Consider the following 22,473-nt stretch of genomic DNA (forward strand, 5'->3'; position numbering starts at 1 on the left):
ACACTGCTCCGGCGATAAAGATTGGTAAAAGAAAATAACAATTCTGACTATTTAAAATATATTTATAAAAATTCGATAAATTTAGACGTAGCGGGGAAAAAACTTTTGTGCGCCAATAAAACAGGCAAATAAGAATATATAAATAGGGCAGCCAGCACCTGATATACGGGCCACCCTTCTCCAAGAAACTATAAAAATTATCTCAGACTTTCATTAAGCTTATCCAGGACTTTCTGGCCAGGACATAACTCTGCCGCGCCAAGATCCCGCAACGGAGTTTTGCTGGTACCCAGTATTTCGTGCAAGTCCTGGGATTTTTCGTCCATGAACAACAGACCCGTAAGTATTTGATCCTTTGCCTTATAATCCTTAATTAAACGCAAGGCGGAGCGCCGGCTATTTAAATCGAGCTCCGGATCTGCTTTGTGAAGATGCACAACAGAGCCGTCATGCAATGTGACCTCTTTGGATTTGCCCTGTTCGTATTGAGTGGAAATTTCTTGTTTAAACGGCACGTAATCAACCGTACCCGTCGCCGCCAGGTGATCGCGCACGTGCTCGTAGCCCTTGGTCGATTTAGGATTGTTATTAAAGGTCACGCAGGGCGAAATCACGTCGATAAAGGCAAAACCACGGTGACTGATCGCGGCTTTTATCAGTGGCACTAGCTGCTCTCTGTCCCCTGAAAAACTGCGCGCAACAAAGGTAGCGCCAAGTTGCAAGGCAACACTTGCCAAGTCGATTGGCTCAAAGTGATTGGGCTCGCCTTTTTTACTGGCCGAGCCAATATCGGCAGTGGCTGAATCCTGGCCCTTAGTTAAGCCGTAGCAGCCATTATTCTCCACCACATACATCATATTTAAGTTGCGACGTACCGCGTGGGTAAACTGCCCCATACCGATAGACGCGGTATCACCATCTCCGGATACACCCACATAAATTAAGTCGCGATTGGCGAGATTAGCGCCGGTGGCAACCGAGGGCATGCGACCGTGTACCGAATTGAAGCCGTGGGAATTGCCCAGAAAATAAGTTGGGGTTTTTGAGGAACAACCAATACCAGAAAGCTTGGCAACCTTATGCGGTGCAATAGACAGCTCAAAACAAGCTTGTACGATGGCAGCGCTAATGGAGTCGTGGCCACAGCCGGCGCACAGCGTCGATATCGCTCCTTCATAATCTTTGCGAGTAAAACCAAGATCATTGCGCGGCAAATCTGGATGGCGAAACGCGGGGCGAATATACGTCATTACACAGACTCCTTAGCCATTTTTTTCTTGTGCAGCGGCCTCACGTTGTCACCTCGCAGAACCGCAATAATTTCATCGTGAATTTTGCGTGCGGAAATAGGTGTGCCGTTGTAATTTAAAATTGAAATTAAATCTCGTGGCGATACCAAACACTCATTCACCAGCAATGTTCGCATTTGCGCATCGCGGTTTTGATCTATCACAAACACGGTATCGTGCTGTTCGATAAAGGCATCGACAGATTTGTGGAAGGGAAAACCTCTTATCCGCAAGGTATCAACCACAATACCCTCAGTAGCTAATGCATCGACAGCTTCCAGGGTCGCATCGCGACTGGTACCAAAATGAATCACGCCGACGTTAGCGCCGCCCTTCTTAGCCTCAATAATCTCAGGCATTGGCACTAAGTTCTTAGCGGTGTCCCACTTCTTCAGCAGGCGCTGCATATTCTTTTCATAGGCTTCGCCGTCTTCGGTGTAGACCGCGTATTCATCCCGCGACGTACCGCGAGTGAAAAAGGCGCCTTTAGTCGGATGGGTGCCGGGGTAGGTTCGATAGGGAATGCCATCGCCGTCGACATCTAAATAGCGACCAAAGCGCTCACTCATCGCCTCTAGCTGTTCTTCGTTAAAAACCTTGCCACGCTGATATTCACGCTTGTCATCCCAGACCAGTGGCGGCGACATGGTGTCGTTCATACCGAGATCAAGATCCGTTAACATAATGACCGGCGTTTGCAGCGTTTCCGCTAAATCAAAGGCTTCCGCCGTCATCTCGAAACATTCCCTCGGTGTCGCCGGAAACAGCAAGACATGCTTGGTGTCACCATGGGATGCATACGCGCAAGCGAGGACATCAGACTGCTGGGTACGGGTTGGCATACCGGTAGAGGGGCCGGCGCGCTGGACATCAATCAACACCGTCGGGATTTCGGCGAAATAAGCCAAGCCCAAAAATTCGCTCATTAAAGAAATGCCGGGGCCACTGGTTGCGGTAAATGCCCTCGCACCATTCCAGCTAGCGCCAATCACCATACCAATAGCCGCCAGCTCATCTTCCGCCTGCACAATCGCATAATTTTTACTGCCGCTACCTGGGTCTATACGCAGGCGCTTACAGTATTTATCGAAACCATCGACCACCGAGGTCGACGGCGTTATGGGGTACCAGGCCGCAACCGTCGCGCCGCCATATATCGCGCCAAGTGACGCGGCGGTATTACCGTCAATCAGTATTTGATCTCCCACCGCATCGCGGCGCTCAACTCGAATCCCCAAAGGGCATTGATAATGTTCAGCCGCATAGTGATAGCCAATTTCCAAGGCGCGAACATTCGACGTGATCAACTTTTCCTTGCCGCGGAACTGATCCGACACCAAACCGGTGAGCACATCAAACTCAATATCGAGCAGCGCCGACAGGGCGCCAACATAGATGATGTTGCGGAATAACTGCTGCTGACGCGCATCACTGTATTCACGCTGGCACAAGTCCTTTAACGGCACGCCAATAAAATGAATATCACTGCGCATCATGCGCAGATCTAAGGGCTTGCTGGAGTCATAGAAAAAATAACCACCCGCCTCCACTTCTTGTATGTCTTTCGCCATACTTTGCGGATTCATGCACACCATCATGTCGACGCCACCGCGCCGGCCGAGATAGCCCTTCTCGTTTACCCGCACTTCATACCAGGTTGGTAGACCCTGAATATTCGACGGAAATATATTCTTGGGACTTATTGGCAAACCCATTCGAAATAGCGACTTGGCGAACATATTATTTGCACTGGCAGAGCCGGTACCGTTCACATTGGCGAATTTAATGACAAAATCGTTTACTGCTTCGATGCGTTTCATATCAGCCGCACTGCCCCGCTTTAGTCACCGAGTAATAAAATTTCTGCATATCCCAGGCTGCTGTTGGGCAGCGCTCTGCGCATAAGCCACAGTGCAAGCAGACATTCTCGTCTTTAATCATGGCGCGGCCAGTACGTAAATCAGCCGACACGTAAATGTCTTGTTCAATATTGTTCGCCGGCATTTTTAAGGTCTGGCGAACACTGTCCTCGTCGCCATTATTAACAACGATACTTAAGCAATCCGTCGGACAAATATCGACGCAGGCATCACATTCAATACACAATTTTTCGCTAAATACGGTTTGCGCATCGCAATTCAAACAGCGCTGAGCCTCTTGAAATGCGGTCGCGGCGTCGTAGCCAAGTTCCACTTCTAATTTACGATTGCTAAGGGTCTGCGAAAGCTCAGCTTGCGGAACATGATAGCGGTCGTCATTTTCAACTTGGCTATCGTAACTCCACTCGTGGATACCCATTTTTTGACTAACCAAGGTCACCCCTGGCGGTGGTCGCTTGCTAACCGAGTCGCCCTGGCAGTGCAAATCGATTGAGATAGCGGCCTGATGACCGTGGGCCACGGCAGTAATAACATTTTGCGGACCAAAGGCCGCATCGCCGCCAAAAAATACGGTGGGATTACTCGACTGGAAGGTTGTCTCATCCACCACCGGCATATCCCATTTGCCAAAATCTATGCCGACGTCACGCTCAATCCACGGGAAGGAGTTTTCTTGACCGATGGCCACCAAGACATCGTCGCAGGGCACAATCACCGGATCTTCACCGGTGGAGACCAAACTCCGCTTACCTTTGTTGTCATACACCGCTTTCACACGGTCAAAGCGCATCGCCACGAGGCGCCCATCTTCAACGATAAACTCCTGGGGTACGTGATTATCCAGAATCGGAATACCCTCGTGGGCGGCGTCTTCTTTTTCCCAAGGTGACGCTTTCATCTCTGCGAAGGGGCTGCGCACAATGACTTTTACTTCGTCGCCGCCCAAGCGGCGGGCTGTGCGGCAGCAGTCCATCGCGGTATTACCACCGCCGAGCACAATGACATTTTTACCAATGGCTTCAACATGCTCAAAAGCCACACTGGACAGCCAATCAATACCGATATGAATATTGGCATCAGCGGCTTGCCGACCAGGCAAATCCAAATCGCGACCACGAGGCGCGCCGCTGCCAACAAACACCGCATCGTAATGTTTATCTAATACGGCTTTGAGGCTATCGACGTAATGGTTGAAATGAGTCAACACACCCATATCCAGAATCCGATCAACCTCTTCGTTTAGCACCGATTCAGGTAAGCGGAAGGCGGGGATTTGGCTGCGCATAAAGCCACCACCGGCGCGTTGATCATCGTATAGATCGACGCTGTAACCCAGTGGCATCAAGTCTCGCGCGACGGTTAATGACGCGGGGCCCGCCCCAATTAACGCAATTCGCTTGCCATTTTTCTTTTTGGGAATGATCGGCATGCGGTCAGTGATGTCGCCTTTATTATCGGCGGCTACACGTTTTAATCGACATATCGCCACTGGCTCTTCGTCGATACGACCGCGCCGACAGGCTGGCTCGCAGGGACGGTCACATGTACGCCCCAACACCCCTGGAAACACATTCGATTCCCAGTTGATCATATACGCGTCGGTATAACGCTGAGCGGCAATTAAACGAATATATTCTGGAACCGGCGTATGTGCCGGGCAGGCATACTGACAATCGACCACCTTGTGAAAATACTCGGGGTCATGGGTGTTAGTGGCTTTCAATGCGCCCCCTCAAATTATTATTAACAGCGAGTTGGGTAGCAGGTGTCGGTGGTCTTGCTGGGACCGACACCCCTCAAAACCCAGAGATTACAACACAGCAGAAACATAAATTCATTAGAAAAATGGCGCCATAGTTATTAATTTATCCATATTGAATTCAGGCACATACCCGACAAGATTTCAGATGCCTTGGCCACAACCCCCAAGCGCGACTGATACTGGCAGTAAACGAGGCATTCTTAAATTTAATAGCAATAGCACCGCGGATAGTCCCGCAAATTTGACGGTCTGTGCTAGGGTAGGCAATACATAGTTAGCGAGGGAGCTCACCATGCAAACAACCGAACATCTGCGCGCCACTCTCAATGTCGACGGCCACAGTTACGACTATTTTGATTTAAACAAACTCGGTGACGACCGGCTTTCGCAATTACCAAAATCGCTAAAAATACTACTCGAGAACCAACTTCGCCATTTTGATGGTGAGTCGGTCAATGCGGATATCATCGTCGCCTTCTCGCGCTGGCTCGATAAGCCATGCGGTGGCGAAGATCTTAACTTCTCGCCTGCTCGGGTATTAATGCAAGACTTCACCGGCGTACCCGCAATAGTCGACTTAGCCGCAATGCGGGACGCCGTTGCCAAGCGTGGCGGCGATGTTTCGGCTATTAATCCACAAATTCCAGTCCACCTTGTTATCGACCACTCCGTCACCGTAGACCAGTTCGGCTCCCCGCAAGCTTTTGGCGAAAATGTGGCCAATGAGATGGCCCGAAATGACGAGCGCTATCGGTTTTTAAAATGGGGGCAATCCGCCTTCCAGAACTTTAATGTGGTGCCGCCCGGCACCGGTATATGCCATCAAGTGAACTTGGAATACCTCGCGCAAGTAGTGTGGAACAGCGATGGCATGGCCTACCCCGACACCGTATTAGGCACGGATAGCCACACCCCAATGGTCAATGGTTTAGGTGTCCTCGGCTGGGGGGTTGGCGGCATCGAGGCCGAGGCCGCCCTACTTGGCCAACCCTATTCAATGATGCTACCCGAAGTCATCGGCTTCGAATTAAACGGCAAGTTAAATGAAGGACTTACCGCAACCGATTTGGTGTTGACGGTGGTACAAATTCTGCGCAAAGCAGGCGTCGTCGGCAAATTCGTCGAGTTTTACGGCGACGGGCTCGCTGAGCTAAGTGTGGCCGACCGCGCCACCATCGCCAATATGGCACCTGAATACGGCGCAACCTGCGGCTACTTCCCCGTTGATGAGGCCACCCTCGCCTACATGAAGCTAACCGGGCGCAGCAGTGAAAATATCGCTTTAACAGAGGCCTATTGCAAGGCGCAAGGCATGTGGCGAAATGCCGGTGACCAGCCGACGTTCACCAACACCGTAAAACTAGATCTCGATACTGTCGAGCCCAGCCTCGCTGGGCCGAGTCGACCACAGGATCGCGTTGCGCTGAGCGATTTAGGCACTGCTATGCGCGAGCACTTGGAATTAAACGGCCGCGACCTAAAGGAAAGTGCTGATATTCCGGAGATGAAACTAAAACTTCATCATGGCGATGTAGTGCTAGCCGCTATAACCAGTTGCACCAACACCTCCAACCCAGACGTGATGATTGCCGCCGGCCTTGTCGCCCGCAAAGCAAGAGAGCGTGGTATGCGCGTGAAACCGTGGGTAAAAACCTCCTTCGCGCCCGGCTCAAAAGTCGTTAGCAGATACTTAAACGACAGCGATTTACAAGAAGACCTCAATTCGCTGGGATTCGACTTAGTCGGCTATGGCTGCACCACCTGTATCGGTAACTCTGGCCCGCTGCCGGCACCAGTCGCCGCAGCCATTGACAGTAAAGACATGGTGGTATCGGCACTGTTGTCGGGCAACCGCAATTTCGACGGCCGAATTCATCCCCAGGTGAAGGCCAGTTGGCTAGCATCGCCGCCACTTGTTGTTGCCTATGCGCTCGCCGGCAGCACATTACTCAATCTACAAGAAGACCCGATTGGCGTTGATAGCAAGAACAATGAGGTTTTTCTCAAAGACCTGTGGCCGAGCAACGCTGAAATTCATGACATTCGCAAAATTGTCAGCGGCAGCATGTTTCGCGAAGCCTACAACGACGTCTATCAAGGCACGGACGAATGGCAAGCTATCGATATTGAAAAAACGGATACATATCAGTGGCAAGCCGACTCTAGCTATATTCGCCTGCCGAACTTTTTCGAGTCGCCCTCGTTAGCAGGAGAGGAATTCCCCAGCCTGCGCGGCGCACGGATTCTCGGTTTATTTGGCGACAGCATTACCACCGACCATATTTCACCGGCGGGTAAAATCGCCCTCGACAGCCCCGCCAGCCATTATTTACAGAGTATTGGCGTTGAGCCAGATGACTTTAACTCCTACGGTTCGCGACGAGGTAACCACGAGGTTATGCTGCGGGGCACCTTTGCCAACACCAGACTGCGCAATAAGTTGGTCGACCGCGAAGGGGGTTACACCCTGTCACCGGATGGCAAAAGTGTCGTGCCTATTTATAAAGCGGCTATGAAATATCAAGAGAGTAATACGCCATTGGTGGTTATTGCTGGCAAGCAATACGGCACCGGCTCAAGTCGCGACTGGGCCGCAAAAGGCACCTTGCTACTGGGTATAAAGGCGGTAGTCGCCGAAAGTTTTGAACGCATTCACCGTTCTAATTTGATCGGTATGGGCGTCATGCCCGTAGAGTTCGACAAGGAAATACCCCAGGAAATGCTAGACCTTCAGGGCGATGAATACGTTGATATTGTGTCTTGCGACGATAAACTCGCACCGAAGCAAAAGCTCAGAATTATATTGTCGCGCAGCGATGGCAGTCGCCATGAAGTGTTGGGGCGACTGCGGATTGATACCGCCGAGGAGATGGCGTATTTCCGCCACGGAGGCATCTTGCAGTACGTTTTGGCCGAGCTAGGAAATTAATTCTAAGGGACTAAATGAACGGCGATTTCACGTGGTTATTATGCATCGCCGCGACTATTTGAGACCCTTACACGAGCCGGAGTTTTACTCTCCGGCAAGGAAAAAACGCAGGAATCGGAGATCACGCACATTGTGCGAGTGACGAGTGGGAACGGTAAATGAGGCGGGGCCGACCATCGGGTTTATTGCTATAAATGACCAATTGAGTAGAGGCTGCCCTTTATGCCCTGCGGGTACGCGTGCTTTGGGTACCATTTTGCCAATAGTAGGCGCCTTTAAGCGACGCCGACGAACGGCAAAATAACAATCGTGAAAAAGTCTCTATATTAAACCATTGAAGCTCGCTCGGCGCTGGCATACACAGGTCACTCAGTGACATACTGAATGCGAACATAAGACGGAGTCAGATCTATGAAAATTCATGTTGAGGTTGAAATTAGTCCGGAAGAAATGCGCCGCCTTGTCGGCCTTCCCGACGCTCAACCACTCTGGGATGCAGTGTATAAACGCATTGGCGAGGGGGACTCAGAAATGATCCAACAAATGGCCAAAACCGCATTTACCGAAGGCATGAAAACCATAGACTTGTCGGCCCGCGTTTTAAAATCATTGAGCGGCCTCGCAAGCAATCGCAAAGGCAGTGACAAAACAGCGAGTAAAACACCGGAGGCAACTGACGATAAGACCTCAAAATCAACTCCAAATAAAGCTGCACCACTGCGTCGCAGCGCCTCCAGCAAGAGCAAAACCTAAGCGCAGCGCTGCTGGCACAACACACAACTTCTCACCTAATTCAGAGTGGCATCAACATGGCAAACACAATAGCGGGCAGCAAGAATATTGCTGCCTCTGGCAAAGTCCTGCGAGTTCGCACCGCAACCTTGGCGGATATTTCCGCTATCGCGGCGCTCTCTAAGCGCGTCTATACCGGCACCGGCATTGACCCCTACTCACGCGCCGAATTGCGTGGCCAGTTAAATAATTTCCCAGAAGGGAAATTTGCGGTCACCCTCGACGAAGAAATCGTCGGCTATTGCGCAACCTTTCGCGTTAGCGGCGATGTCTGTTTGCGGCCACATAGCTGGGCCGCCATCACCGCCAATGGTTACGGCACCCGTCACGACCCCGATGGCGAATGGCTTTACGGAATGGAAGTGTGTGTAGACAGCAGCGTGCGAGGCTATCGCATTGGCCAACGACTGTATAATGCCCGTAAAAAACTTTGCGAAGAACTCGGCCTAAAGGGCATCGTCTTTGTCGGCCGGCTGCCAAGCTTGTCGCGACGCATTAAAAAATACGGCACAGCCGAAAATTATCTCGACGCCGTGGTCAATCAAAAAACCCGCGACCCGGTATTATCGTTTCAGCTGCGCAACAACTTCGAAGTCATCGATTTAATGCCGAACTACTTAACCGATGACAAAGACTCTATGGGCTATGGCGTCCACCTTGTGTGGCACAACCCCAAAGTAGAAACCGCTGCCAACGTCGCCCACACCAAACGCCACGGCGGCCGCCAGCCAGACACCGTGCGCGTCGGCACCGTGCAGTATATGCAGCGTCGCGTCACCTCGTTTGTCGAATTCATGTCGTTTATCGAATATTTTGTTGACGTGGTTGCTGACTACAAAGGCGACTTCGTGGTATTTCCAGAGCTAATCACGCTGCAACTGCTCTCTATTGAAGACCAAGAGCTGACACCGATTCAATCGATAGAGGCGCTCACCAAATACACACCGCGCTATGTTGAAGCCATGCAAGATTTAGCGGTGCGCTACAACATCAACATTATTGGCGGCTCACATCCAACCCGTGTACCCAATGGCCGAGTAGAAAATATTTCCTATGTATTCCACCGCGACGGCCGCGTCGACGAACAAGCTAAAATCCACCCAACCCCGAACGAGGTGTATTGGTGGAATATTGAAGGCGGCAACGAGCTACAAGTCATCGACACCGACTGCGGCCCAATTGGTGTATTGATTTGCTATGACTCTGAGTTCCCAGAACTAGGCCGTCACTTAGTAGACCAAGGCGCGGAAATACTTTTCGTGCCCTTCTGTACCGACGAACGCCAAAGTTATATGCGGGTGCGTTACAGCTGCCAAGCACGGGCGGTTGAAAATCAGGTTTATGTCGTTATGTCTGGCAATGTGGGCAACCTGCCGAATGTGGCAAATATGGATATTCAATACGCCCAGAGCTGTATTTTAACGCCCTGTGATTTCCACTTCGCGCGGGACGGTATCGCCGCCGACACAACTCCCAATGTGGAAACCGTCGCTATTGCCGATCTGCGCCCAGAATCACTGCGGGTAGCTCGCAATAGCGGCACTGTGCAGAATCTACGCGACCGTCGCCACGATTTGTATCAAATGAAATGGCGGGGGAATTAATCGCCTGGCGTCCAACGTCTGGCGCCGGACGCGCCTGACTACAAAACGCAGCTCACACCTGTGCCGCCCAAACCGCAGTAGCCACCAGGATTTTTATCGAGATATTGCTGGTGGTAAGGCTCCGCATAGTAGAACTCACCCGCCATCAAAACCTCCGTTGTGACTTCTGGCAACCCCGCTTTAGCCAAGGCGTCTTGATACACCGCCAAAGATGCTTTGGCCACTTCTTGCTGCTCAGCCGTAAAACAGTAAATGCCAGAGCGATACTGGGTGCCAACATCGTTGCCCTGCCGCATCCCCTGGGTGGGGTTGTGGCTTTCCCAAAATAGTTTAAGCAAAGTTTGAAAACTGACTTGGGCGGGATCAAACACCACCAGCACCACTTCGTTGTGGCCCGTCATACCTGAGCAAACTTCTTCATAAGTGGGGTTGGGGGTATGGCCACCACAGTACCCCACGGCAGTAGAATACACACCGGCTTGCTGCCAAAATTTGCGCTCCGCGCCCCAAAAGCACCCCAAACCAAACACAAGCTCTGCCATGCCCTCCGGAAACGGGCCCTGCAACGGCGTTTTGAGCACGGTGTGCTCCGCTGGCACTTGCATTTTTTCTTCGCGACCAGGAAGGGCTTGCTCAGCACTTGGAAGCACTGCCGGCTTGCGGTAACGGTCAAACATACTCATTTGTCATGCTCCTCATAATAGCCTCGCGGAATAGTACTACTATGCCTTGATTCGCCCACATTCCGCCACCCCCAGTAGCTGCGGAAAAACACTGGTGGCTCAAGGACTTTGCTATCGGCAAACGGGGGGAATTTTACGGGATTTTTTATTGCTATTTGGGGTAAAACACGTTTAAATCGCCCGCTCTTTAACCAACGCGGAGGATTTATGCTAAATGAAAAGCTTAGATCATATGCCTTCTCTGGAGGCCGGCGCAGCCACGTGTAATCCGATTACACAGTCGGACGAAAATCTCGACCACTTCATCATCCGCGACGGCGTTGCTTACGCTGGCACGCACTTAATTATCGATCTTTGGGGCGCTTCGCACCTCGACGAACTCCCCCGCATGGAAAAAGCATTTATTGACTGCGTCAAAGAATGCGGTGCAACACTGTTGCACATCCATATGCACCACTTTACCCCCAATGGCGGTATTTCTGGTGTGGCGGTACTAGCTGAATCACATATTAGCGTGCACACATGGCCGGAGCGAGATTACGCCGCGTTCGACGTCTTTATGTGCGGTGACGCTAAGCCCGAATTGGCCGTGGAAATCCTGCAAAAGGCCTTCTCTCCTTCACGTATAGAAGTTGGCGAGAACCTGCGCGGGAGAATGGACGATGTCTGAGTGGTTTGACGAAACACTCCACGACGCGTACCACCAGGGTTTTAAAATTCGCGAGGTCTTGTTCGAAAGCAAGACCGAACACCAGCACCTCATTATTTTTGAATCCGGCAGTTTCGGTCGGGTAATGGCGCTCGACGGTATTATTCAAACCACCGAGCGCGATGAGTTTATTTACCACGAGATGCTGGCCCACACGCCTTTATTCGCGCATGGCAATGCTAAAAATGTATTGATTATTGGCGGCGGAGACGGCGGTCTATTGCGTGAAGTACTCAAACACCCAGAAGTAGAAAGTGTCGTGCAAGTCGAAATCGACCAAGCGGTTATCGACATGTGTGTAGAGTACCTACCCAATCATTCTGCCGGTGCCTACGATAATCCCAGAGCAGAAATTGTGATTGGTGACGGGATTGATTTCGTCAAGCAGTGCTCGCGCCAATTCGACGTTATTCTGTCTGATAGCACAGATCCAATCGGGCCTGGCGAAGTATTGTTTACCTCTCCGTTTTATCAGGGTATTCAGCGGTGCTTAAAGTCTGGAGGTATCTTTGCCGCACAAAACGGCGTTGCCTTTATGCAGCCAGACGAAGTGAGCACCACCCACAAACGTCTATCGCCGTTATTTGCAGATACCGCCTTTTATACCGCAGCCGTTCCGAGCTATGTAGGCGGCATAATGACATTCGCCTGGGCTAGTGACAGCAGCGCTGCGCGCGAGCTCGATCTGGCGACCTTAACAAGTCGTTTTATGAATAGTGGCATTCAAACTCGCTATTATAATCCAGCCCTCCACATGGGTGCTTTTGCACTACCACAATACCTTGTGGATAGTTTGGGCTAAGCGTGGCGGCCTGTTTGCAGCAGGCCACCACAATGCGCAACCCTGCAACCCTCAACGCCATGTCTATCAATAGCCAAATTACACCTATATAGCTGACAGTTGTCATGGATTATTGGTAGGGTAGAAATATTGCGGGACTAAACCGTAAAAAAGTTTCAAAATCAGCGCGCGAGAACCCTCAGAATCTGGGCTAAATAATTCCCTCAATCTGACCAACTAAATGCGCAAACGAGCCCAGCTAGAAACTGGGAATAGCCTTAACCCAACAATGGCCATATAAATGAAATTTCGTTTTCCCGTTGTCATTATTGACGAAGACTTTCGCTCCGAAAATATCTCAGGCTCAGGCATTCGCGACCTTGCCGATGCTATTAGCAAAGAAGGCATGGAGATAGTCGGATTAACGAGCTACGGCGACCTCACTGCCTTTGCCCAGCAAGCCAGCCGTGCATCATGCTTTATCCTGTCGATTGACGACGAAGAGTTTGGCGACGGCAGCGATGAAACGGTGAGCCAAGCCTTAGAATCGATCGCAGAATTCATGACAGCGGTGCGCCAGCGCAACACCGATATTCCGGTTTTCCTCTACGGTGAAACTCGCACCTCACGCCATATTCCCAATGAAATTTTGCGCGAGCTGCACGGTTTCATTCATATGTTTGAAGACACCCCGGAGTTCGTTGCACGACACATTATTCGCGAGGCCAATAAATACCTCTCGTCCTTGGCGCCACCGTTTTTCAAAGCGCTTATGAATTACGCCAGCGACAGCTCCTACTCCTGGCACTGCCCAGGTCACTCCGGTGGCGTGGCGTTTCTAAAAAGCCCTGTTGGACAAATGTTCCATCAGTTTTTTGGCGAAAATCTACTGCGCGCCGACGTCTGTAATGCGGTGGAAGAACTCGGCCAATTGCTCGACCACACCGGCCCAGTTAGCGCCAGTGAAAACAACGCGGCGCGGATCTTTGGCTGCGATCATTTGTTCTTCGTCACCAACGGCACCTCCACCTCAAATAAAGTGGTTTGGCACTCTACGGTAGCCCCTGGCGACATCGTAGTGGTTGACCGCAACTGCCATAAATCAATCCTGCACAGTATTATAATGACCGGCGCCATTCCGGTATTCTTAATGCCGACGCGCAACCATTACGGCATTATCGGCCCAATACCGAAAAGCGAATTTGACCCCGCTGCAATTCGCAAAAAAATTGAAGACCATCCCTTTGCACGTCACGCCGAAGACAAAAAACCGCGTATATTGACGATTACCCAAAGTACCTACGACGGCATTGTGTACAACGTCGAAGAAATTAAAGAAATTCTCGACTCGACCATCGACACCCTGCACTTTGACGAAGCATGGCTGCCCCACGCGGCCTTCCATGAGTTCTATCACAATATGCACGCCATCGGCTCCGGCCGTCCACGCTCGGACGACACGCTGGTATTCGCGACCCAATCCACCCACAAATTGCTAGCCGGCCTGTCCCAAGCCTCGCAAATTTTGGTGCAAGATGGCACCCAGCGGAAGCTGGATACCCACCGTTTCAATGAATCCTATTTAATGCACTCGTCTACCAGCCCGCAGTACGCGATTATCGCGTCGTGCGACGTAGCGGCTGCCATGATGGAACCACCCGGCGGCACAGCGCTGGTAGAAGAATCTATTCTTGAGGCACTGGATTTCCGTCGCGCCATGCGCAAAGTCGATGCCGATTATGGCGACGACTGGTGGTTCCGTGTTTGGGGTCCAGAGACCCTTGCTGAAGAAGGCATTGGCGATCGCGACGACTGGGTTATTCACTCTGATGACAGCTGGCACGGCTTTGGCGAAATAGAGTCGGGCTTCAATATGCTTGACCCCATCAAAGCGACCATCATTACCCCTGGCCTCGACGTCGACGGCAACTTTGATGACATCGGTATTCCCGCATCGATCGTCAGCAAATACCTCGCTGAGCACGGTATCATTATCGAAAAAACCGGCATGTACTCTTTTTTCATCATGTTCACCATCGGCATTACCAAGGGCCGCTGGAACTCGATGGTAACCGAGCTACAGCAGTTCAAAGATGACTACGATCAAAACTTGCCACTGTGGCGAGTGATGCCACAATTTGCCGCAAAATACCCCCAGTACGACAAGGTAGGTCTGCGCGATTTATGTAGCAATATTCACAATGTCTACAAAGAGTACGACCTAGCGCGCATCACCACCGAAATGTATTTATCGGAAATGGAAGCGGCAATGATCCCAGCCGATGCCTGGGCAAAAATGTCTCACCGAAAAGTGGAACGTGTTGCCATCGATGAGCTCGAAGGCCGCATTACTGCAATGCTGGTCACACCCTACCCGCCAGGTATTCCGCTATTGATTCCGGGCGAGCGCTTTAACAAAACCATCGTTCGGTATTTACAGTTTGTGCGCGACTTCAATTCACGTTTTCCCGGCTTTGAAACTGACTGCCACGGACTGGTTAAAGAGCGAGTTAATGGCGTAGACCACTACTTTGTTGATGCGGTTATCGACAACTAGAAAGAGGTAACCCCCAAATAAAAAAGCAGGGGAATTGTGAAATTCAGGGCTGGAGAACACGCCATCACTCCAGCCCCCTTCTGCCTCAAACTATTAACGCTGAATTTTAGTGTTAGATTCCCAAAGGCAGCGCTTAAACGCGATACTTTCCAAAAAACCTGTGACCCCGTTCACAAAACCAAAGCACCATAACAACACATTATTCACCAAATATGTGCTTATATTGGCACGAGAGCCCGTTTATACTTTCTGCTGAAAAAACTCGAGCGAAACGACACAACAGATAGCCGCGCCTTACAGCATTGCAATTTTTAACTATTCAGGATGAAAATATGATGAATTTACGATCGCCGTCAACTCTAGCGTCTGTAATCATATTAACTGCAGCAACTAGCACCAGCTTAACGCTTAGCCCTTCGGCCAACGCACAAGAACTCACCAAAATTTTGAATATAGGTGCCTTATTAGCACCCAAAAATCCGCAAGGTGTTGCCAATAGCAAATCGATTCTGGCGCCGATCACAAAGCCGCTCGGCGACTCGCTGGCACCGCTAGTTGATGCCGTCGATCTTGCACTTGACCCGCTCACCGATCCCATCGATGACCAGCTCGGTGTTCCGGTACTCGATGCACTGGCACCGCTAACCGACCCACTACTGGGTGCACTGCAGCCAATCACAGATCCTATCGACGGTATTGTCGCTGATTTAACCGGCGGCAGCGTAAGCGATGCATTAAGTAATATCGACAAAAACACCGCCGACGGCGACGGCATTGTCAATGACTTACTCGGCGGTCCCCAAGTACCTGGCAGCGGCACCGAAGCGGGCGAATTATCACCCTTAGGGTCAATCAGTGCGAGCTTGGGCGCATCACTCGAGCCTCTCATCACTGCTATAGATCTAGGCCTAGACCCACTGACAGACGTCGTTGACGACCAACTATTAGAGCCTATTCTAGACGCTTTAGCTCCCGCGACAGATCCCCTGCTAGCGGCCATTGAACCAGTCACCGACCCCGTAGATGGTCTGCTCGCCGACCTTACTGGCGGCAGTGTTGAAGATGCGCTCACCAATAATGACGATAATACTGCTGACGGCAACGGTGCCGTCAATGACCTACTCGGCGGCGGATCGGCTAATACCGCAAGTGGCACCGAAGCGGGCGAAGCTTCAATTCTGGCCCCTATTACCGGGCCGCTAGGTGAATCCCTAGACGATTTAGTTAGCACATTAGACTCCGGCTTAGACCCCATCACAGACGCCGTCGATGACCAAGTCGGTGAAACTCTATTAGACGCGCTAGCTCCAGCCACGGAACCCTTGCTTGACACCCTAGAACCCGTTACTGACCCAGTAGACGGACTCTTAGCGGACGTCACCGGCGGCAGTATCGAAGATGCCCTAACAAATTCTGATGACAACACCGCTGACGGCGACGGCATTGTCAACGATTTACTCGGCGGCGCAAATGAATCAAGCACCGGCGATGGCAATGGCAATGGCAATGAAATATCTCCTTTAGGACCAATCACTGCATCACTAGGCGACGGTCTTTCAGATTTAATTGACGCAATTGATACCGGCTTAGACCCTCTTACCGATGTTGTTGACGATCAAGTTCTAGAGCCCGTACTAGAACAACTAAGCCCCGTAACAGAACCCGTACTTGCTGCACTAGAGCCTGTTACTAATCCGGTAGACGGCATTATCGAAGACTTAACCGGCGGCAGTCTTGAAGACGCACTTACTAACGATGACGAAAATACCGCAGACGGCAATGGCTTGGTAAACGACTTGCTCGGCGGCGGCGATGTTAACACTGACAGCGGCACCGAAGCAGGAGAAAGCTCGGCCCTTGAGCCTATCACTGGCCCGCTTGGCGACTCTATTGATAGCTTAATTTCGGCAGTGGATACTGCACTTGACCCAGTCACTGACGCTATTGACGATCAAGTTGGCGAGGCCTTGTTAGATGCACTGAGCCCAGCTGTCGACCCTTTGCTTGATGCCGCAGAACCGGTTACCGATCCAGTTGATGGGATTCTTGCGGACGTCACCGGCGGCAGCCTTGAAGACGCACTAACAAATAATGATGACAACACATCAGATGGCGACGGCATTGTAAATGACTTACTCGGTGGTAGTGACGGCAACGGTGATGAAATATCGCCCCTACAACCAGTTACCGAGCTAGTTGGCGACGCTATAGAACCCGTTATCGATAGCCTTGATGGTGGCTTAGACCCTCTTACAGAAGTTGTCGACAATGAAATTGGCGACACCTTGCTTGACGCGCTTGCGCCGGTCACTGAGCCAGTCCTGGAGATGGCTGCCCCAATCACCGATCCCCTTGACGGTGCGCTGGCCGATCTTACCGGCGGCAGCCTGGAGGACGCCCTAACCAACAACGACACTAATACCAGTGACGGCAATGGCATTGTAAACGATGCACTTGGCGGCGGCGGCAGTAATAATGGCGGTCTCACCGGTGGCCCGAACAATGGTCCATTCGATCAGCCGGCGCTCGTTGCACTGCTAGATCGCGATCTCATGGCCAGTCGTGCGAGTGCCGCCTCTAGCTGCGCAGACCAAGACGCCGATGGTGTTTGTGATGACAAAGACGAGTGCCAAGACACACCCTTAGGTAACGCGGTCCTCGCCAACGGCTGCCACCTCAGCGAGGCTGCCCCACTGCGTTTAGACGGCGTATTCTTTGAGTTTAACAGCGCCGTACTGACCGCTAACGCAACTACAATTTTAGATGAAGCCTCAGTCGTTATTCAGCAGTCAAAGGCTAAGAAAATCGAAATCGCAGGTCACACCGATAGCAAGGGTAGCGACAACTACAACCAAAACCTATCTCAAAACCGCGCTCAGTCAGTTAAGCAATACCTGAGCGAGCACGGTGTTGCCAGCAGTCGCTTAAGCGCTAAAGGTTACGGTGAAAGTAAACCAATCGCAGACAATACTAGTGATGCAGGGCGCGCAGAGAATCGCCGCGTCGAATTGTCAATTATCGAAACAGAGCAATAAAAACTTCAATGGCCCGCCTAGTGGCGGGCCTATGGAAACTTACTATATAGGGAGAGCTCCACATGGCAATCGATTTGCCCCCAGTAATACCGCCACAACTTGCGACACCAGCACAAGTCAGTGCCTACAGCGCAGTATCAAACGCCGCCATTTCTAGCGTTATCAACGGCACCAATGTTCGGGTATTAGGTAATCGCTACCTTGCCGACGCTGATGTACAAGATGTTTTAGGCAGCGCAAAGACACCTGCCGAAGGAATTATCAACCTCACCAAACGCTATTACCAAAGCGGTCATTTGCTTGTCAGAATTCGCTATGCTCGGGAAGGCGACGGCGTTGTCGTATTTGTAGAGCAACTGACGCTTGCCGATATTCTTGTCGACGCTGATATCAAACCGTTTTTCGAAGAACTGGTCGGCGACACAGACCTGAGTATCTCTGAGTTTGATCGCGCCCGCATTCTGGCAAATCTTAAAGCGGAACGCGGCGGCTACGAGTACAGCATGAGCTACCAAGAAGCTGGCAACGACGCTGTCGCCTTGGTAATGACCAAAACTGACATCGAAAACTACGACAGCACTGACTACATTCTTGAGGCCAACAACAAAGGTAGTCGCTTCTTAGGACGCTACTTTGGCTTAGCAGGTATAAAACACCGCTTTGAAGGTGGTACTGAACTATCAGTTGCCTACCAAACCGCATTTACCGATTTGGGCGAATCCCGCGACGGTGAAAACCTGGATCAATTTAGCCTTAGTATCGACCGCCCCTTTACCAGCGGACTTTACGGCGTTGATTTATCCTACGTTGAATACAGCCGCGACCCTAAATTTGCGCAGCTTCAACAACAAGGCTTGTGTCTCCTTGGCTTGCTCGGCTGCAGCACCACGACGGTAATGACGACAGTGAGCCTGGATGCCGAGATTTTACAAGCTGCATTCCACGGCGAACAAATACTATTCAGCGACCTTGAATCACGTATCTCTCTCACCGAAAGGCTGTCACATACCGACTCCACCATTCAGCAGGCGGGAGCCAATGGCAAGCTACTGGAAGAGACTTATCAAGTTGTCGATATCGGACTTAAATACCAAAAAGTACGCTACCAGACCGAAGAGTTAGCCGCTGCGCAACTCAATGTGGGCCTCAACTTCTTAGCGGGTTATGGCGATGGCGGCACACTAGACAACTACGCCGAATATCAAGCTGCCTTTATGGCGCAAAACCCTGGCGTTACCGCTCCAGATGTTGTCCCATCAGCCAGAACCGCTGAATTCATTGCACTGCAGCCAAGTGCTCGCTATTTGGTGCGTGTAGCGGAGGACACCTTGCTTTCCTTCTCTGCAAATGGCCAATTTACCGACGAACAAGTGCCACAACAACAGCAATTCGTTTTAGGCGGTATGAATACCTTAAGCGCCTATTTACCGGGTGTTTTAATCGGTGATGAGGGTTACTACATCAACGCCAGCCTAGAAAAAACGTTTACATGGAACGAGTACAAAATATCGCCTTCTGTGTTTGCCGAATATGGCGCTAGCTGGTTTAACAATACCAATAGTGAGCTCGGCGACACCCAAAGTATTGCCGACGCGGGGGTAAAATTAAGAATCGAATTCAGTGAGTACCTCTTCACCGAGTTTGTCGCCGCACTGCCCGTCCACGATGACGTCGTTAACAGCAGTGAGCTAGACTCTCTAGAAGCCGACTTTTTCTGGCGGGTTCACCTGACTTTCTAGCTAGCTTGAGTATGCTCGGGCACACTGCCGAGCATACTCAGCCAAACTATTTTTTCAAAACCGCGCAAAAACCTATTTACACACTGGCCCGAACTTTGCTAGCTTAAAGGTGTCTGAGCATTAACCTTGACGAAACACAAAAATTATTCAAGGTAAATAAACAGTCGATCTAAGCAATTGATAGTATCCGCATTTGGGCCAGCTTTACCCGCAAAACCCCGCGCAGCACGGTTGCCAGTACATACAGTACTAGCACCCATTATCTAGATCAGTTGCTCAAAATAGGACGCTTTCATCCAGCACACCTAAGTCTTAGGTCTGGAAAAGCGCTGTTTTGATGACCCACAGTGACCATGTTTTTGACATCGCACCAGTATGGGTCAATAAATTTCGACTAAACAGACAAAAAAATGGCGTTGTCATAAGGCTGTCACGGACAGCATAGATAGTAGTGAACGGTAAGCAAACCGATGCAAAACTAAAGTGATGATGGAAGAAGGCGCAGAGAGCGCAAAGTAAGGAGAAGAAGATGAACAAGCAAAGTAATGATATGAATGTTAAAAACCTATGTAGCCGCAAATTGTGGGAATTATTGAAGAACGCCGAATGGCAAAGCAACACTGAACGTTTCGCCATCGAAAGCGAATTGTCAGATCGCCGCCACTATGTGAAAGAATTGGAACAGCTCAGCGGCCGAGAAACAATGCATTAAGCAAGACAATATACGGCAGTAAACCCAGTAGTAACCAGGGCAAATAGCCCGACCAGAAAGTCAGTTGTTCCTCGCAAACCCGATGTATCGCCAGCCCTAATTGGGCTGGCACTTGTTTAGCCTCCCCCAGCTTAGATACCGACGGCAACTCCACCCCGTTCAAAATACCACTTCGTAACAGCGCGGTAGAAAACTGTTCACCGGCTTCCACTTCTGCTGCTAATTTATGAAATCGTCTATTGATCGGCGACTCGGGTAAGCGCCGCGCTGACTGCTTCAAAGACTGTGGCAAGCTGAAACCGGCAGCAATACAATCGGCAAGGTGATTCATATAGTGGTAACTCTGGTATTGTGCCAAGGCCCTTCCCAAGCCCGGCAAACGATAGCAAAGTGAGGTCATACCACGCACCAAAAACGGCACACCAGCCGCTATCTTTAAAAACACAAAACCCAATACCAGTGGCAATACACCAGCAACCATAGCGATCCCCGCATATGGTCCGGCAGTGACTCCTGCACTCACAGCCAAAGCCGGCAATATCACCGCAAACGCAATCACTAAGACTGAAGGCCAGCGCGTGTGACGCTTTACACTCTGCTGAAATTCGGCCATTAAGCGGTAGTGCTCAGCAAGGCGCAAATACATTTTGGCGAGATTCCCCACGGCCAAACCCAGTTGCAAAAATTGCAGTTCCCACTCTAAAAAAACACCGCCTTCCCGCAACTCCTCCAGCATCACCCGCTGACCGTCGGCAAACTGCGCCGCCACGCTGTCGAGCTTTGCGCGCCGGGCCGCTTGCTGCCCCTTGCTCAACAAAGCAACGACCTGATCCCAGTTATTCTCGCCGGACTGACTGGCCTGATATAAAGATTGAAATAATACAAAGCGTTGCGCGGGTGAAAAACCAGAAGCCATCTACAAATCCGTTATTAGAAGGTAAACACCGTCGTCACAACTGTGGGTATATGACGCTCGAGGCCTTATACTTTAGCACAGCTAAAAATTGCGATGGCATGCAAAATAACGTGCCGCTTCGACTTAAGGATAAACATGATAATTCGTCTGCTCTTTGCCGCCGTGGTTTTGTACGGCCTATATCGTTTTGTAAAACTAGTGCAAAGTAAACCCGCCAAGGAGCGACGTGCCTATTACGTTACCTTGGTCATTGGCCTCAGCGCAGCAGCATTAGTGCTACTATCACTAACCGGTCGAGTACCCTGGATTGCCGGTCTTATAGGCGGCGCGCTGCCATTTATACGGCAGCTAGCATTGAAATACGCCTACAACAAAATTGGGGCTAGCAAGCAGCAAGATGAAAATAGTCAGGGACAATCAAAGCCAAAATCAAACAGCGCAATGAACCGAGCTCAAGCCTTATCAATACTTGGCCTGAAAGCTGACGCAAGCAAAGACGACATAATTGCTGCGCATCGCAAGCTTATGCAAAAGATTCATCCTGACCGCGGAGGCAACGACTTCCTAGCCAGCCAGATCAATGACGCCAAAGATATACTACTCGACGACCCTAAAGTTTGAAGACGAGGAATGTATTCAAGCCCCGCGCCAAACAGTTTAAAATTACCCTCTTGTTACACAATTTCAACATGATGTAAGGCAATAATGGCTACTGTATTTGTTATTCAGAATCAGCACGGACACTACCTAAACAAACAATTGGAATGGGTTGATGGCCGCGACAAACGCGCACTGTACAGAACGGTTCACCGCGATGAGGCCATCAACGTGGTATTTGAACAAAGCAGCAAAAATATTGAACTGCGCGCCCACCCCCTCGAATGTGAAACGGACGAAACTGCAAACCCTAAAGTGGAGGCCGGCCCGGCTATCATGAGCCAAGTCGACGATTTACTGGCCGACGATGATCGCAATGACGAAAGCACTCCAGACCATATAGAGGAAGCAACGGACGACATCATATTGGCTGAGGATAGCGACGAAAATAGTCGTCAGTAACTTGAAACTAGCCGCACAAACCTCCA

At 50.8% G+C, this 22,473-nt stretch carries 16 protein-coding genes; 11 read left to right on the plus strand and 5 right to left on the minus strand.

The annotated features are described in order from the left end of the window. Positions 1-197: 197 nt before the first annotated feature. The 3 genes from KXJ70_RS03555 to KXJ70_RS03565 are packed head-to-tail and all read right to left on the minus strand — an operon-like array spanning position 198 to position 4,892. Positions 198-1,250, minus strand: coding sequence for a 2-oxoacid:ferredoxin oxidoreductase subunit beta (locus tag KXJ70_RS03555; protein WP_219042069.1), 1,053 nt, complete (start codon positions 1,248-1,250; stop codon positions 198-200). Next, a complete protein-coding gene (locus tag KXJ70_RS03560; RefSeq protein ID WP_219042070.1) occupies positions 1,250-3,109 on the minus strand; it encodes a 2-oxoacid:acceptor oxidoreductase subunit alpha in 1,860 nt (619 codons plus the stop codon). Before KXJ70_RS03560 ends, KXJ70_RS03555 begins: the two co-directional genes overlap by 1 nt. 1 nt (position 3,110) lies before the next feature. Then, the gene (locus KXJ70_RS03565; protein WP_219042071.1) at positions 3,111-4,892 is read right to left on the minus strand and encodes an FAD-dependent oxidoreductase; all 1,782 of its coding nucleotides are present in this window, start codon (positions 4,890-4,892) and stop codon (positions 3,111-3,113) included. A 331-nt stretch (positions 4,893-5,223) separates the two neighbouring features. Between KXJ70_RS03565 and acnA the strand changes: the two genes are divergently transcribed. From acnA to KXJ70_RS03580, 3 genes are all read left to right on the plus strand, one after another. Continuing rightward, entirely contained in the window at positions 5,224-7,860 is a 2,637-nt protein-coding gene (acnA, locus tag KXJ70_RS03570) for an aconitate hydratase AcnA (RefSeq protein ID WP_219042072.1), read from the plus strand. Positions 7,861-8,271: 411 nt separating this feature from the next. Then, complete coding sequence (locus tag KXJ70_RS03575; RefSeq protein WP_219042073.1) at positions 8,272-8,613, plus strand: DUF6489 family protein; 342 nt, start codon at positions 8,272-8,274, stop codon at positions 8,611-8,613. 56 nt (positions 8,614-8,669) lie between these two features. Further along, positions 8,670-10,256, plus strand: a complete 1,587-nt coding sequence (locus tag KXJ70_RS03580) for a bifunctional GNAT family N-acetyltransferase/carbon-nitrogen hydrolase family protein (protein ID WP_219042074.1) — start codon at positions 8,670-8,672, stop codon at positions 10,254-10,256. 38 nt (positions 10,257-10,294) lie between these two features. Here the strand turns inward: KXJ70_RS03580 and msrA are convergent, their stop codons facing one another. Further along, a complete protein-coding gene (gene msrA / locus KXJ70_RS03585) occupies positions 10,295-10,939 on the minus strand; it encodes a peptide-methionine (S)-S-oxide reductase MsrA (protein WP_219042075.1) in 645 nt (214 codons plus the stop codon). A 214-nt stretch (positions 10,940-11,153) separates the two neighbouring features. Here msrA and speD point away from each other — a divergent pair, with 214 nt between their 5' ends. The 6 genes from speD to KXJ70_RS03615 all read left to right on the plus strand — a co-directional run bounded on the left by speD (position 11,154) and on the right by KXJ70_RS03615 (position 20,472). Beyond that, a complete protein-coding gene (gene speD, locus KXJ70_RS03590) occupies positions 11,154-11,609 on the plus strand; it encodes an adenosylmethionine decarboxylase (RefSeq protein ID WP_219042076.1) in 456 nt (151 codons plus the stop codon). Then, positions 11,602-12,450 carry a polyamine aminopropyltransferase gene (gene speE / locus KXJ70_RS03595; protein WP_219042077.1) on the plus strand — a complete coding sequence of 283 codons (849 nt, stop codon included), beginning with the start codon at positions 11,602-11,604 and terminating at the stop codon, positions 12,448-12,450. Before speD ends, speE begins: the two co-directional genes overlap by 8 nt. Positions 12,451-12,730: 280 nt before the next feature. Beyond that, on the plus strand, positions 12,731-14,986 hold the full coding sequence (locus tag KXJ70_RS03600) for an arginine/lysine/ornithine decarboxylase (protein ID WP_219042078.1): 2,256 nt from the start codon (positions 12,731-12,733) through the stop codon (positions 14,984-14,986). Between the two features lie 332 nt (positions 14,987-15,318). After that, entirely contained in the window at positions 15,319-18,021 is a 2,703-nt protein-coding gene (locus KXJ70_RS03605) for an OmpA family protein (RefSeq protein ID WP_219042079.1), read from the plus strand. 62 nt (positions 18,022-18,083) lie between these two features. Next, positions 18,084-19,760, plus strand: coding sequence for a ShlB/FhaC/HecB family hemolysin secretion/activation protein (locus tag KXJ70_RS03610; RefSeq protein ID WP_219042080.1), 1,677 nt, complete (start codon positions 18,084-18,086; stop codon positions 19,758-19,760). 529 nt (positions 19,761-20,289) lie between these two features. Next, positions 20,290-20,472 (plus strand): hypothetical protein, encoded by a 183-nt coding sequence (locus KXJ70_RS03615; RefSeq protein WP_159238819.1) that lies wholly within the window; start codon positions 20,290-20,292, stop codon positions 20,470-20,472. Here KXJ70_RS03615 and KXJ70_RS03620 read toward each other — a convergent pair. After that, positions 20,447-21,388, minus strand: a complete 942-nt coding sequence (locus KXJ70_RS03620) for a type II secretion system F family protein (RefSeq protein WP_219042081.1) — start codon at positions 21,386-21,388, stop codon at positions 20,447-20,449. The genes KXJ70_RS03615 and KXJ70_RS03620 overlap by 26 nt on opposite strands. A 135-nt stretch (positions 21,389-21,523) precedes the next feature. Between KXJ70_RS03620 and KXJ70_RS03625 the strand changes: the two genes are divergently transcribed. After that, positions 21,524-22,009, plus strand: coding sequence for a DnaJ domain-containing protein (locus KXJ70_RS03625; protein ID WP_255558178.1), 486 nt, complete (start codon positions 21,524-21,526; stop codon positions 22,007-22,009). An 84-nt stretch (positions 22,010-22,093) separates the two neighbouring features. Further along, positions 22,094-22,447 (plus strand): hypothetical protein, encoded by a 354-nt coding sequence (locus tag KXJ70_RS03630; RefSeq protein ID WP_219042083.1) that lies wholly within the window; start codon positions 22,094-22,096, stop codon positions 22,445-22,447. The last annotated feature ends 26 nt before the right edge of the window (positions 22,448-22,473 follow it).

Origin of the sequence: Zhongshania aquimaris, from assembly GCF_019312595.1 — a bacterium.
Classification (GTDB): Bacteria; Pseudomonadota; Gammaproteobacteria; order Pseudomonadales; family Spongiibacteraceae; genus Spongiibacter; species Spongiibacter aquimaris.